This window comes from Nocardia brasiliensis NBRC 14402 (genome assembly GCF_000308475.2).
Classification (GTDB): domain Bacteria; phylum Actinomycetota; class Actinomycetes; order Mycobacteriales; family Mycobacteriaceae; genus Nocardia; species Nocardia brasiliensis.
This window is the reverse complement of record NZ_BAFT02000112.1, coordinates 127806-141860: the sequence shown is the minus strand read 5'-3', so window position 1 is coordinate 141860 and position 14055 is coordinate 127806. Positions and strand designations below refer to the sequence as shown.

Below are 14055 nucleotides of genomic sequence, written 5' to 3'. Positions count from 1 at the left end.
CCGGTTGTTTCGAGAAAAGATTGGTTTGACGTAGATGCGATCGCTGGAAGACCTGCAGGAAGCGATGCGGGCGAGGCTCGCCGCCGAGGGCCTGGCGGGCACCCCCACCGTGCCGCAGCGCCGGGACCCGTCCCGCGCGGCCATGTCCTTCGGCCAGCGCTATGTGTGGGCGCACCAGCAGATCTCGCCGGACAGCACCGCATACAACCTGTGTCTGGCGCTGACCTTCGAGGGCGAGGTCGTCGACGACGCACTGCGGCAAGCATTTCTGGCTCTGGTGCAGCGGCACGAGGTGCTGCGCACCACCTATCACAACGACGAGCACGGCAACCCGTACCAGCGCATTCATCCCGAACTCGCGCCCAGGGTCCGCGAATTCGACCTGACCGGTCTGGTGGCCGAGGAAGCGCAGCGCACCCTCGACGCTCGGGTCGCGGCGGCCGCGCACGAGACCTTCGACCTGTCGAACGAGTCGTCCATGCGGCTCGATTTCGTACGGGTCGACGCGCGCAGGCTGGTCGTCATCGTCGTGATCCAGCACATCGCCTGGGACGGTATGACTCTGCCCGCGCTGTCGAAGGACGTCGAGCGGTTCTATCGCGAGGCGTTGACCGGCTCGATCACCGTCGAGCCGCTGCGCCGCCAGGTCGCCGACTTCGCGGAATGGGAGCAGGACCGCTTCGAGACCGCCGATCACCGCGCGGACAGCGAGTTCTGGGCGAGCCGCTTCGACGGCGAGGTGCCCGAGCTGCCGCTGCCGTACAACCGGCGTCCCGCGCTGGTCACCGAAACGGGCAGCCGTCTCGACCGCCTGCTCGGTGCGGCGGCGGACGCCAACCTGCGCAACCTCAGCGCGGCGCTGCGCACGACGCCGTTCTCGGTGTTCCTGGCCGCGTATTACGTTGCGCTGCGCCAGGTTACCGGCCAAGCCGACATCGTGATCGGCACCACGGTCGCCAATCGCGAAGAAGCCGGCATGGAACTGCTGATCGGCAATTTCAGCAACATGCTCCCGCTGCGGCTGAACCCGCTGGGGGAAGGCGCGGGTTCGACCGGCACCTTCGCCGAGCTGGTCGGCTATGTGCGTGCGGTGACCACGGAAGCGTTCCGGCACAAGAACTTCCCGCAGGAGGGCGTGGTGCGCGCGGTCAACCGCGCGACCGGCAACGTGGGCTCCGCGCTGTTCGACACCATGGTGCTGTTCCTGGATCAGAAGATCGACGGACCACAGCTGCCCGGCGCGGTCACCAGCTGGCAGCTGGCCGACCACGGTGCGTCGCTGCTGCCGATCGCCGTGGAGGCGTTCCTGCACAGCGACCGGGTCGATGTGCAGATCACCTATCGGACCGATCTTTTCGACGAGTCGACGATCGAGCGGCTGCACGACTACATCGACCAGACACTCGCCGCCGCCGCGGCGGACCGCCGGGTGGACGAGCTGCTCGTGCTCAGCGCGGCCGATCGCGCCGCGGTGCAGAGCTGGTCGCGCGGTGGTGCGGTGCCGATCGCGGCGGACAGCGTCGACGCGATGATTCGTGCATCCGCGCAGCGGTACCCCGATCGGGTCGCGGTGATCTTCGGCGAGCTGGAACTGACCTACACCGAATTCGACACGCGGGTGAACCGTTTCGCCCGGCGGCTGCTCGAACGCGGGGTGCGCGCGGGCGATCGGGTCGGCGTCTTCGCCGAGCGCAGCGAATGGCTGCCCGTGGTGTTCGCGGCGGTGCTGCGCACCGGCGCCGTCTACGTCCCGATCGATCCGAGCTACCCCGCCGATCGGATCGAGTTCATGCTCCGCGACGCCGAACCCGCCCTGCTGGTTCGATCGGCGCGTCCCGAGCGGCTGCTCGACCCGGAATGCATTGCGGGAGTGCCGGTCCTGGACCTCGCCGACGAGGCGGAGCGCGCGGCGGTGGCGCAGCTCGACGACAGCGCGATCCGGCCCGACGAACTCGTGCGCCCGATCCATCCGTTCGATGCCGCCTACCTGCTGTACACCTCGGGCACCACCGGCAGGCCCAAGGGCGTGGTGAACCATCACCGCGGCGTCGTCAACCACGTCCAGTGGATGCGCGACTACCTGGGCTTCGGCGCGGAACGCATCCTGCAGAAGGCGCCGATCGGCTTCGACGTCTCGGTCTTCGAACTGGTCAACGCGCTGTGCACCGGCTCGGCCACGGTGCTGCCGCCGCCGGATTGGTGGCAGGCCGATGTGGAGGCGCTGGCGGGCATCATCGACCGGCACCAGATCACCCAGATCTCGTTGGTGCCCAGCGTGACCCGGGCCTTCCTCGACGCCGAGCCCGATCCGGCCCGGCTGCAGTCCATGCGCTTCGTCTACCTCGGCGGCGAGGCGGTACCGCCGCCGCTGGTGGCGGAGGCGAGCCGGGTGTTCGGCGGCACCGTCCTGGGCCTCTACGGACCGACCGAGGCCGCCATGGACCTGATGCACGAGAACTTCGCGGGCGCGCTGGCAAAGCCGCCGGAGTTCCGGTCGGCGCTGATCGGCCAGCCGGAATGGAATTCGACGGTCTACGTGCTCGATGACCGGCTGCGGCAGGTGCCGCCCGGGGTGACCGGTGAATTGTATTTGGGCGGAGTGCAACTCGCCCAGGGCTACCACCATCGATCCGATTTGAGCGCGGCGACCTTCGTCGCCTGCCCGTTCGCCGACGAACCCGGCGCGCGGATGTACCGCACCGGCGACGTGGTGCGCTGGCATCCCAGCGGCAGCATGGAGTACCTCGGCCGGATCGACGATCAGGTCAAGGTGCGCGGTCACCGCATCGAACTCGGCGAGGTCGGCTCGGTGCTGCGCCAGGTGCCGGGCATCGCCGCGGCCGCGGCGATCGCGATCAACCGCGACAGCGACGCGGCACTGGTCGCCTACTACGTGCCCGAGGCGGGATCGGCGTTCGAGTCCGGCACCGAGGCCGAGAATGCCGGGGACATCAGGGTTTTCCTGGCCGATCGGCTGCCCGAATACATGATCCCCACGGCGCTGGTGAAATTGGCGGCACTGCCGCTCACCGCGAACGGGAAGCTGGACCGCAAGGCCCTTCCGGTGCCGGATCTCGGCGGGGACACCGGTCGCGGCCGGGCGCTGCGTGATCCGGCCGAGCAGGCGGTCGCCGAAGTGATCCGGCAGGTGCTCGGGCTCACCGCGCAGGTCGAGCTGGCCGCCGACGACGATTTCCTGGCGCTCGGCGGCGATTCCATCAGTGCGATCCGGATGGCTTCGGCCCTCAAGAAGCGTGGCCTGCTGATCAGCACCAGCGCGCTGTTCGCGGCGCGCACCATCGCGCTCATCGCGGCCGCCACCGCGCCGATCGACCTGTCGACCGCGCCCGCACTGGTCGAATCCGGCGACGGCACCGGCTGGATTCCGCTCAACCCGATCGCGACCCTGCTGACCGAACAGAGCACCGATTACGCCGCCTACAGCCAGGCGACGGCCGTGGTGACCCCGGCCGGCAGCACGCGCGAGCAGTTGGGCGCGCTGCTCGACGGGCTGGTCGACCGGCATCCGCTGCTGCGCGCCCGCCTGGCGGCCGGACCGGACGGACGGCCCGCGTACTACGTGCCGCACGCGGACGAGCCGTTCGCCCGGCCCAGCCTGCACGACATCGAAATCGATGGTGCCGCATGGGAATCGAGTGCGACAGAGGTCCTGAACGAGCAGCTGCGCCGGATCGCCGAGGAGCTGGATCCCGCGGCGGGCCGGATGGTCGGCGCGGCCTGGGTGCACACGGACGATCGCACCGCCGGACGCTTGCTGCTGGTGCTGCACCACCTCGTGGTCGACGGTGTCTCGTGGCGCGTCATCCACGAGGACCTGCGCAGACTCTGGGCGGGTGAAGAACTTTCGGCCGCCGACCTGGGTACGTCGGTGCAGGCCTGGAATACCGGGCTGGTCCAGCTGGCCCAGGCCGATTCGATGGTCGAGACGCTGCCGTGGTGGCAGGCTGTCGCGGACAGCGCCGATCCGCTGCTCGGCGACCGCGCGTTCGATGCCGCCGTGGACACGGTGGCGACGGTGCGCGAGGTCACCGCGGAGCTGGACACCGCCGATACGCACTACCTGATGACCACCGCGGCGCAGGCCTTCGGCTGCGACTTCCTCGACATCCAGGTGGCCGCCCTGGCCGTCGCGACCCGGCGGTTCCGGCAGGCTCGCGAGCGGGACGCCGACTCGGTCAAGCTCACCATGGAACGGCACGGTCGTGTCGAAACCCTTTTCGCCGGAGTCGATCTCGCGAATGCCGTCGGCTGGTTCACCACCGCGTATCCGGTCGCGCTCACCATCGCTGCCGAACCGGACATGGTCGGCGCGGTCAAGGCCGTCAAGGAGCAGTTGCGCGCGGTGCCGGACTCCGGCATCGGCTGGGGCCTGCTGCGGCGGCTCAACGCCGGCACCGCACCGCAATTGGCCGCCGCCGCGGCACCACAGCTCAGCTTCAACTACATGGGCCGGTTCGCCGTTCCCGACGCGGCGGGCGAGATCCAGGAATGGGACGCCGCACCGGAATTCGGCTACCTGGGCGGCCACGCCGACGCGACCATGCCCGCGCCCGCGCTGCTCGACATCAACACCGTCGCGTTGCTGGACAACGACGATCCGGTGCTGCGGGCGTCGTTCCGCTACCCGTCGGGCCCGTTGTCCGAGCCGGACGTGCGGGAACTGGCCGATCTGTGGACCGGCGCGCTGCGTGAGCTGGCCAAGACCGTGCGCGAGGATCCCGCGCGACGCTTGACCCCGAGCGACGTACTGGCCCGCGACGTGACGCAGCTCGATCTCGACCGCTGGCAGTCGCTCTACGGCCGCTACGCCGACGTGTATCCCCTTGCGCCCCTTCAGGCCGGGCTGTATTTCACGGCGATCAGCAGCGCGGGACGCGACGCCTACACGGTGCAGACCACCATCACCGTGCGCGGCGCGCTCGACGTGGCGCGGCTGACCCGTTCGCTGAACAACGTGCTGAATCGGTATCCGAATCTGCGCGTCGCCATTTCGGTCTCGCATGCCGGACAGCCGTACGCCGTCGTCGCCGAGCGGATGGAATTCCTGGTCGAGGAGGTCGATTTCGCGTCGAAACCGGACGCCCAGGAGCGGCTGCTGGAATTCCTCGACGCCGACCAGGCGGGGGTGTTCGATCTGTCCCGTGGCCCGTTGATGCGGGCGACCGTGGTGCACCTGCCGGCGGGGGAGCACATGCTGGTGCTCGCCTCGCACCACATCCTCACCGACGGCTGGTCGGGTCAGCTGCTGCCGCGCGAGATCTTCGCGGACTACGCCAGCGGCGGCACCGCCGAACCATTGGGCAACCCGGCCACTTTCGCCGAGTTCCTGCGGCTCACCGAGGACCGCGAAGCGGCGACCGAGGCCGTGTGGAACGAGTACCTGGCCGGCGTGCAGCCCTGCGTGGTCGCGCCGAACCGCGTGCCGGGCGGTTCGAAAGTGCCGGTGGCGCACCGCTTCCCGGTCGACGCCGCGGTCGCCGACGCGTTGACCGAGCTGGCCGCGACGGTCGGCACCACCTTCAGCGCGATCTGCCAGTTGGCCTGGGCCAACGTGCTGCGCTACGTGACCGGCGGCGACGCTGCGGTTTTCGGCGAGGTGGTCTCGGGTCGCCCGGCCGATCTGGACGAGGTCGACAACGCGATCGGCTGCTTCGTGAACACCGTTCCGGTCGCCATCGACCTACCCGCCGGGCAGAGCTGGCGGGACCGGCTCACCGACGTGCAGCGCCGCCGAGCCGAGCTCATGGAATTCCAGCAGTACCGCCTCACCTCGGCGAATCGGGCCGCGGGCGCGCGCAGGCTGTTCGACAGCATGTTCGTGTTCCAGTCCTATCCCTCGGGTCGCGACGAACTGGTGCGGCTGCTCGGCGAAGAGCACCTGGAGCTGGTGTCGTTCGAAGGCCGCGGCGCCACCGACAACGCGCTGCTGATCATGATCTTCCCCGCGGACCTGCTGTTCCCCGGTGAACCCCTTCAGGTCGTCGTCTTCTATGCCGAGGACTCCTTCGACGACAACGACGTTCAGATCATCGAGTCCGCTTTCACCAACACCCTGCGCGCCATCGCCGAGGACGCCGATCGCCGCATCGGCGACACCGAGGTCCTCGACGACTCGGACCTGGGGATGTTGGTCATGCGACGGATGTGGCAGTGACGCACCGCATTGCGGTGCCAGGCAGGAGAACAGGCAATGGCTAGTACACCGGGCTGGATCCGAAAGTTTCACAAACCGCGGTCCGCGGACAACCCACCACTGGTGATCTGTCCGCACGCGGGCGGTGGCGCCTCGACGTACCGACCCTTCTCCAAGGCCCTGAGCGCGAATTTCGATGTGGTGCTGCTGCAATACCCCGGCCGCCAGGATCGGGCGCAGGAGCCGGTGCGCGAGACCATCCAGGAGACCGCCGCCGACGCGTTCGAGGAATTCGCGCGGTCGCCGTTCAACCGGGGCGTGCCGATCACCATCTTCGGCCACAGCATGGGCACCATGGTCGCCTTCGAATTCGCCCGGCTGGCCGACGCCGCGGGCGTACCCGTCCGGCTGCTCGGCGTCTCCGGTGCCTGCGCACCGTGGCAGGTCGCCGATATGCCACCGCACCCGACCGAGGACGACGAACTGCTCGATCACGTGGGCGGCCTGCAGGGCACCGGCGCCGACCTGCTGGCCAACCGCGAGCTGATGCGGATGGCGTTGCCCGCCTTGAAGGGCGACTACCGCGCGTTCGACGCCTACACCTGCGGCAAGGACGTCACCGTCGGCACCGGCATCCACGTGCTGGGCGGCAGCGAGGACGAGTTCGTCGGTATCGGCGATCTGTTCGCCTGGCAGCAGCACACCGAGCAGAAACTGGCGGTGACGATGTTCGACGGCGGGCACTTCTATCTCCACGATCATGTCGAGGGCATCGCGGAAATCCTGTCCGCCGAGCTGGTTTCGGGGGAGGCGACCCGATGAGCGCACAGCGGATCGAAGACGACCCGATCGTCGTGGCGGGCTTGGCGGTAGAGGCGCCGGGCGGTATCGACACCCTCTCGGCGTACTGGTCCGCGCTGGCCGGATCACGCGATCTGATCGGCCCGTTTCCGCGGGACCGGTCCTGGCCGATCGAGCAGCTGATGGCCGCTGCCGGCACCGAGGGCTGGAGCCAGGTGCGCGACGCGGGCGGATTCCTCGACGGCGCGGCCGAATTCGATCCGACGTTCTTCGGCATCACGCCGCGCGAAGCCGTGGCGATGGATCCGCAGCAGCGGGTGGCGCTGCGGGTGGCCTGGCGGGCGCTGGAGAACGCGGGCATCAACCCGGCGAGCCTGGCCGGTGCGGAAATCGGCTGCTACATGGGCGCTTCCTACACCGAGTACGGTCCGCGCGGCGACGAGGCCAACGAGCACACCGGATATCGGGCGACCGGCGCGGCACTGGGCGCGGTGGCCGGACGGATATCGCACGCCCTCGGACTGTCCGGTCCGTCGATGACGGTGGACACCGCGTGCGCGTCGTCGCTGTCCGCGGTACACCTCGCCGCGTCGGCGATCCGCAACGGGGAATGCGACTGGGCGCTGGCCGGCGGTGTCTGCGTGATGGGCTCGCTCGCCGGCTTCTTCGAATTCGCCAAAGCCAACGCGCTGTCCACGGACGGGCAGTGCAAACCGTACTCGGCGGACGCCCTGGGCACGCTCTGGGGTGAGGGTGCGGGTGTCGTTGTGCTGGAACGTGAATCGCGTGCCAACGAGCTGGGACATCGAGTCTACGGGCGGATTCTCGCCACCCGGGTGAACCACAACGGCGCGGGTGCACCCATCGCGGTGCCCAGCGCGGCCGCGCAGGCGCAGCTGATCGCGAAAACGGTACGTGCCGCTGGTATCCCGGCGGAGCTGGTGGGCATGATCGAGGGACACGGCACCGGCACGGCGGTCGGCGATCCGCTCGAATTGACCGCGCTGGCACAGGTTTACGGTGCGGCGAGCGACGGCGGTCACCGTCCGCGACTCGGTTCGGTCAAATCGAACCTCGGTCACGCGCAGGCCGCCGCGGGCATGCTCGGCCTGATCAAGGTCCTGCTGAGCGGCCTGCACGGTCAGATCGCCCCGACCAGGCACACCGAAAACCCGACCACGCAGCTGGATTGGGCGCGGTCGGGGCTGTGCCTGGCCGAGCGGTTGGCGGACTGGACGCCCCACGACGGGGTGCGTTACGGCGCCGTCTCGTCATTCGGCGTCGCAGGCACGAACGCGCACGCGGTCATCGCGATGCCCGTGCTGGAGGAGGAGATCCATGTCTAGCCATCGCCTGCCGGACGGCAGCATCCCGGTGCTGCTGTCCTCGGACGCGCCGGACTCGTTGCGCCGCGAAGCCGCTGCCATCCTGTCCTACCTCGAGGCACATGCCGCGGTCGGCCCGGACCAGGTGGCCGACATGCTGTTCCGGACCAGGGTGGCGCGGCGGTACCGCGCGCTGGCCATGGTCACCGAGCGTGCCGAACTGGTCGAAGCGTTGCGCGCGGTCGCGGCGGGCGAGCCGCACGCGGCCGTGATCGCGACCGGCAGTGCCGCCAAAGCACGCAAGATCGGCTACATCTTCCCGGGCCAGGGCAGCCAGTACGCGGGCATGGGCCGGATGTTCTACGAGAATTCGCCCGCCTACCGCGCCGCGGTGGACGAGGCGGAGGCGGTCTTTCAGGACCTGTTCGAGCTGTCGCCGCGGTCCTACCTGCTCGCGGAATCGGAGCCGGGTCACAACCTGCTGCGTATCGTGCAGCCCGCGCTGTTCATGCAGATGGTCGGCCTCGCGGCGATGTGGCGGGCGGCCGGTGTGGTGCCGGCGGTCACCGTCGGGCACAGCCAGGGCGAACTCGCCGCCGGCGTGGTGTCCGGCGTGATCACGCTGGCCGACGCCGTGCGGGTGGTGACGCTGCGCGGTGGTCTGGTGGACACGATCGCCAAACAGGAAGACCGCGAAGACAAGTACTCGATGGCCGTGGTCGGCGTGGATCGCGAGGAATGCGAGGCCATTCTGGCGCGGCACTCCGGCTGGGCCGAACTCTCGGTGATCAATTCCCCGCACGTGCTCGCCATCGGCGGCGAGCGCCGGACGGTCGCGCAGGTGGTCGCCGATCTGACCGCGGAAGGCAAGTTCGCCAAGGAGATTCGCGTCGGCTACCCCGCCCACACCTCCGTGGTGACCGAGTTCCGGGACAGCTTCCTGGACAATTCGCTGGCCGCCAAACTGGATCGGCCGGAGTTCACCGCGACCGAGATCGAATGCATCGGTTCCACTTTGGGCACGGCGATCACACCCGATCTGCCGGTGGGCGACTACTGGTACTGGAACCTGCGAAACCGGGTCCGGTTCGATCTGGCGATCGCGCTGGCGGCCGAGCGCGGCGTCGACACCTACCTCGAAATCGCCGACCACCCGGCCCTTTTCCTCGCGGTGCAGGAGAACCTGAGCGCCGTCGCGCAGCAGCGTGACTTCCAGACGATCGGCACCTCGCGCCGGACGGCCACCGATCTGCGCGAGTTCACCCGCAATCTCGGACTCGTCGCGGTGAGCGACCTCGGTTACGACTGGTCCGCACTGCGTACGGATTCGGCGGGCGCGCCGCGGCTGCCGCTGCTCGACTTCCCGAACACGCAGATGAACCCGAAGCACCTGTGGGCGGCCTACGACCACACGGCGGCGCGGACCGCAGTACCGAACGCCGTTGCCAACGCACCGATTTCCGTCGTGGCCGAGCAGCGCACCGTGCCCGCCCAGCGCATCGTCGAGCAGTGGGTGCGCTTGCGCAGCCGGGCCCTGGTGCCGCCGCGCACCATCGCGGTGCTCGATCACGGTGGTCGCAGCACCGAACTGGTCGCGGCCCTGGGGGACGCCGCCGCGCTGCACGGGGTGACGATTGTCGATCCGGCGGCGGCCACGCACAGTGCCGGAACGGCTTTCGATACCGCGGTCGTCGTGCTGCCGGAACTCGACGACCTGACGACCGACGCCGCGGTGGCCGAACTCGCCGAATTCCTGGGCGATCGCACGTGGTTGCCCCGGCTCGACGGGGTGCGGGACATATGGCTGGTGACCGTCGGCGGCGAGCATGTGCTCGAGGCCGATGTGCCGAATCTGTTCCACGCGGCCGCCCAGGCCGGGTTCCGGTGCCTGGCCGCCGATCACCTCGGCGTCTCCTTCCGGCACGTGGATCTCGCTCCCGGCCGGCCGCTTCCGGACACGGCCAAGGCGCTCATGGTGGCGCTGCACACCGCACGGGAGCCGGAGCTGGCCCTGCGCGACGGCGGCGTCTATGCGAAACGGCTCGTCGCCGAAGACGTTTCGGCCGTGTCGCCACTCGGCGCGGACGACCTGCGTGAGGTCGTGATCGTCGGCGGAACCGGCAAGCTCGGGCTGGACTTCTGCGAGCGCTTCGCCCGCGACGGCGCCGGGCGGATCACCTTGCTGAGCAGGTCTGGCGGTGCTGCCGAGGCGCTCGCGCGGATCGAGCAGATCAGACAGCTCGGCGCCACCGAAGTGGTCGTGCGGCGCTGCGATGTCACCGACGAGGCCTCGGTGCGCGCCCTCGCCGACGAATACGGTTCGACGCCGGCGGATTTGATCGTGCACGCGGCGGTCGACTACGTCGCGGCCGCCGAGCTGACACCGGTGTCGGTGCGCGAGGCCGCGGCGCCGAAGGTCGTCGCGCTCGAGCACCTGGTCCAGCACTTCCCGCGCACGTCGAACGGCCGTGTCGTGCTGTGCTCGTCGCTGTCGGCCACCATCGGCGGCCGCGGCCACATGGCGTACGCCGCAGTGAACCGCATGCTCGACGCGGCGGCGGCGCGCTACCGCAGCCAGGGCATCGCGAGCACCTCGGTGCAGTGGGGTCTGTGGCGCGCGGTCGGCGCGGATCAGGCGGACGCGCTGGCGGCGATCAGCGGCACCGGCCTGCGGCCGATGGAACCCGCGAGCGCGATCGCCGCGGGCATCACCGCGCGCGCGGAGAACGTCATCATCGCGACCGCCGACTGGGACCGGCTCGCTACCTTGTTCTCCGCCTTCGGATTCGACCCGTTGTTCAGCACGCTGGATCTGGGCGACCTACCGGCGGAGCAGGCCGAACTACCGGCCGATCCGGTCCCGGCGCCCGCGCCCGTGCCCCCCGAGCCCCCAGCGGCGGCCGTTCAGGTGGCCGCACCGAACACCGCCGAGCAGGTGCGGTTCGCGTTGCGCGCGGTGATGGGCATGGACACCACCGAGACCATCGACGGGTCCGTGCCGCTCGTCGCCCTCGGGCTGGATTCGTTGCAGGCGTTGGACTTACGCAAGCGCATCGAGGTCGAACTACAGCGTGAGCTGCCGGTCACCGCGATACTGGGCGGCGCGTCCCTCGACGAGGTGGTGACATTGCTCGGCTGATCGCCCGGCTCGGGCAGGTAGACGACGGGCGGACTCGGCGGTGGCCGGGTCCGCCCTGATCGGGATTCACAGGCACCAACGACGATTCGTACGTAGCAAGGACGGAGAGCAGCACGGTGGATTCGAGCAGGGAAACGGCGGCGGGCACGGCTTCGGCCGATACCGCGATCGTCGTCGAGGGCGTGGAGAAGTCGTTCGGCGAGGTGAAAGCGTTGCGCGGCATCAGCTTCGAGGTGCCGAAGGGCAGTGTGCTCGGTGTGCTCGGCCCGAACGGCGCGGGCAAGACCACCACGGTGTCGGTGCTCTCGACGCTCACCAAGCCGGATGCGGGGCGGGCGCTGGTGGCCGGGTACGACGTCGTGCGGGAGGCCGCCGCGGTCCGGGCGTCCATCATGCTCACCGGCCAGTACGCGGCGTTGGACGAAATGCTGACCGGCCGGGAGAACCTGGTGCTGTTCGGCCGCCTGATGGGCTTGCGGCGCAAGGAGGCCAAGGCGCGCGCCGATGAACTGCTTCGGCAATTCGAGCTGGAGCAGGCGGCCGATCGCCGGGTCGGCCAGTACTCCGGCGGCATGCGCAGGCGCATCGATATCGCCTGTGGGCTGGTGCGCCCGCCCCAGGTGGTCTTCCTCGACGAGCCGACCACCGGCCTCGACCCCGTGAGCAGGCAGAGTCTCTGGGGTCTGGTGCGCGGGCTGAAACAGCAGGGCGTCACGATCCTGCTCACCACGCAGTACCTCGAAGAGGCGGATGTGCTGAGCGACAACATCATCGTCGTCGACAAGGGCACCGTGATCGCCGAGGGCACCGCCGACCAGCTCAAGGCGCGCACCGGCGCGAGCTACTGCGAGGTGGTTCCCGCTGATCCGGGCGAGCTGCCCGCCGTGGTCACCGCGCTCACCGGACTGGGCGAGATCACCGTCGCCGAATCCGCCGACCGGGTATCGCTGCCCGCGCCCGACGGCGCGGCCACGCTGGGGGAGGCGCTGCGGCGGATCACCGAGGCCGAGATCGAGCTCATCGATATCGCGCTGCGCAGGCCTTCGCTCGACGAGGTGTTCATCGAGCTGACCAAACCCGCCGCGGAGGCCACCGCATGACCGCGGGCACCGTCCTGCGGGTGCCGAACGGCATGCAATGGACCGCGTTGAGCGGCCGCGGTATTCGCGCCGCCGTGCGGGAGGGGGATCTGATCCTCGCCTTCGCCGCACCGCTGACCTTCTTCGTCTGTGTCTATGTGCCGCTGCGTCGTTCGATGGAGGCGACGGGCATCGACTACGCGCAGTACCTGCTGCCGTTGATCGCGGTCCAGGCCATGTTCTTCACCGCGATGTTCGCGGGTGACCGGGCGGCGCGAGAAGTGGCCGGTGGCATGGGAACTCGGCTGCGGTCCATGCCGGTGCCGCCGTGGGTACCGCCCGCCGCCCGGATCTCGGCGAACTCGGTGCGCGCCCTCGCCGCGCTGGCCGGCGCGCTGACCATCGGCTCGCTCTTCGGTTTCCGCTTCCACGGGACGGGCGCGACGGTGGCGTTCCTGGTGCTGATCCTGGCGTTCGGCGCGGCCGTGGTGGTCGCCGCCGACGCGCTCGGCACCGCGACGGCCAATCCGGAACTCGGCGCGACGGTGTTGTTCGCGCCGCAACTGCTGCTGTTGATGATGTCGACGGGTTTCGTACCCGCGCAAGGCTTTCCGGGATGGATCCAGCCTGTCGTGCGCAACCAACCGGTATCGCAGGTGGCGGGCGCGTTGCGGGAGTTGTCCGAGGGCCGGTTCACCTCGACCAGCACGGTGGCCGCGATCTGGGCGGCCGGACTGCTGATCGCGGCGATGGTCGTGGCGGTGCGGGTGGAAGGACGGCGGCGATGAGCACCCTGGTCGATCAGAGCCTGGTGGAAACCGGCAGGCTACTGCGCCGCTGGAGCAGGCAGCAGGAGGTGGTGACCACCACGTTGGTGCTGCCGATCCTGCTGCTGCTCATGTTCGATCTGGTGCTGAGCAAATCGCTCGACCTCGGCGACGGCACCGACGCGATCTACGGTTTCGTGCCGATGATCGCCGTGTCCGGCGCGATGTACGGGGCGATGGGCACCGGCCTCTCGCTGTACGGCGAACGGGAAAGCGGTCTGCTGCGGCGCTTCTGGGTGTTGCCGATCAACCGCTCGGCCGGACTGATCGGCAGGCTGCTCGCCGAATGCCTGCGCGCGGTGGCCGCGACGGCGATCGTGCTCATCGTCGGTGTGATCCTCGGACTGCGTTTCGAGCAGGGCCTGCTGGGCGTGCTGGGGGTGCTGCTCGTGCCGGTGATCGTCATCGCGGGATTCACGCCGATGGTGATCGTGGTCGGGGTCAGCCGGATCGGCGACAAGGTGGTGCAGATCTTCGCGGCGGTCGTGCTGCTCGCGATGTTCTTCAACTCCGGCTTCGTCCCGATCGAGAACTATCCGGGCTGGTTGCAGCCGATCGTGCGGGGCCAGCCGATGAGCTGCGCGGTGGAGGCGATGCGCGGATTCACCGTGGGTGGTCCGGTCGCGGTGCCGCTCTTGCAGACCATCGCGTGGTCGGTCGGTCTGGTGCTGGTCTTCGGCGCCCTCGCCGTGCGCGGGTACCGCAAGGCCGCGGAGAGTTGATCGGTCGC

General features: G+C 69.4%; 7 protein-coding genes. All 7 read left to right on the top strand.

Features of this window, described 5'->3' with window-relative positions:
- Positions 1 to 34 precede the first annotated feature (34 nt).
- The 7 genes from TY25_RS38970 (at position 35) to TY25_RS38940 (ending at position 14047) form a co-directional block, all read left to right on the top strand.
- The gene (locus tag TY25_RS38970; protein WP_042265121.1) at positions 35 to 6175 is read left to right on the top strand and encodes a non-ribosomal peptide synthetase; all 6141 of its coding nucleotides are present in this window, start codon (positions 35 to 37) and stop codon (positions 6173 to 6175) included.
- A gap of 36 nt (positions 6176 to 6211) precedes the next feature.
- Positions 6212 to 6976 carry a thioesterase II family protein gene (locus tag TY25_RS38965; RefSeq protein ID WP_042265118.1) on the top strand — a complete coding sequence of 255 codons (765 nt, stop codon included), beginning with the start codon at positions 6212 to 6214 and terminating at the stop codon, positions 6974 to 6976.
- A complete protein-coding gene (locus tag TY25_RS38960) occupies positions 6973 to 8301 on the top strand; it encodes a beta-ketoacyl [acyl carrier protein] synthase domain-containing protein (RefSeq protein WP_042265116.1) in 1329 nt (442 codons plus the stop codon). The genes TY25_RS38965 and TY25_RS38960 overlap by 4 nt, the downstream gene beginning before the upstream one ends.
- Positions 8294 to 11419, top strand: a complete 3126-nt coding sequence (gene nbtC / locus TY25_RS38955) for a nocobactin polyketide synthase NbtC (RefSeq protein WP_042265114.1) — start codon at positions 8294 to 8296, stop codon at positions 11417 to 11419. Before TY25_RS38960 ends, nbtC begins: the two co-directional genes overlap by 8 nt.
- A gap of 116 nt (positions 11420 to 11535) precedes the next feature.
- Positions 11536 to 12519, top strand: a complete 984-nt coding sequence (locus TY25_RS38950; protein WP_042265112.1) for a daunorubicin resistance protein DrrA family ABC transporter ATP-binding protein — start codon at positions 11536 to 11538, stop codon at positions 12517 to 12519.
- Complete coding sequence (locus tag TY25_RS38945; protein ID WP_042265109.1) at positions 12516 to 13286, top strand: ABC transporter permease; 771 nt, start codon at positions 12516 to 12518, stop codon at positions 13284 to 13286. The genes TY25_RS38950 and TY25_RS38945 overlap by 4 nt, the downstream gene beginning before the upstream one ends.
- Complete coding sequence (locus tag TY25_RS38940) at positions 13283 to 14047, top strand: ABC transporter permease (protein ID WP_052383488.1); 765 nt, start codon at positions 13283 to 13285, stop codon at positions 14045 to 14047. Before TY25_RS38945 ends, TY25_RS38940 begins: the two co-directional genes overlap by 4 nt.
- Positions 14048 to 14055 lie beyond the last annotated feature (8 nt).

Bases quoted from the DNA above. Each gene is read 5' to 3' on its own strand.
- TY25_RS38965 (WP_042265118.1), top strand. From the start codon at position 6,212: ATGGCTAGTACACCGGGCTGGATCCGAAAGTTTCACAAACCGCGGTCC.
- TY25_RS38970 (WP_042265121.1), top strand. From the start codon at position 35: ATGCGATCGCTGGAAGACCTGCAGGAAGCGATGCGGGCGAGGCTCGCC.
- TY25_RS38940 (WP_052383488.1), top strand. From the start codon at position 13,283: ATGAGCACCCTGGTCGATCAGAGCCTGGTGGAAACCGGCAGGCTACTG.
- TY25_RS38945 (WP_042265109.1), top strand. From the start codon at position 12,516: ATGACCGCGGGCACCGTCCTGCGGGTGCCGAACGGCATGCAATGGACC.
- TY25_RS38960 (WP_042265116.1), top strand. From the start codon at position 6,973: ATGAGCGCACAGCGGATCGAAGACGACCCGATCGTCGTGGCGGGCTTG.
- nbtC (WP_042265114.1), top strand. From the start codon at position 8,294: ATGTCTAGCCATCGCCTGCCGGACGGCAGCATCCCGGTGCTGCTGTCC.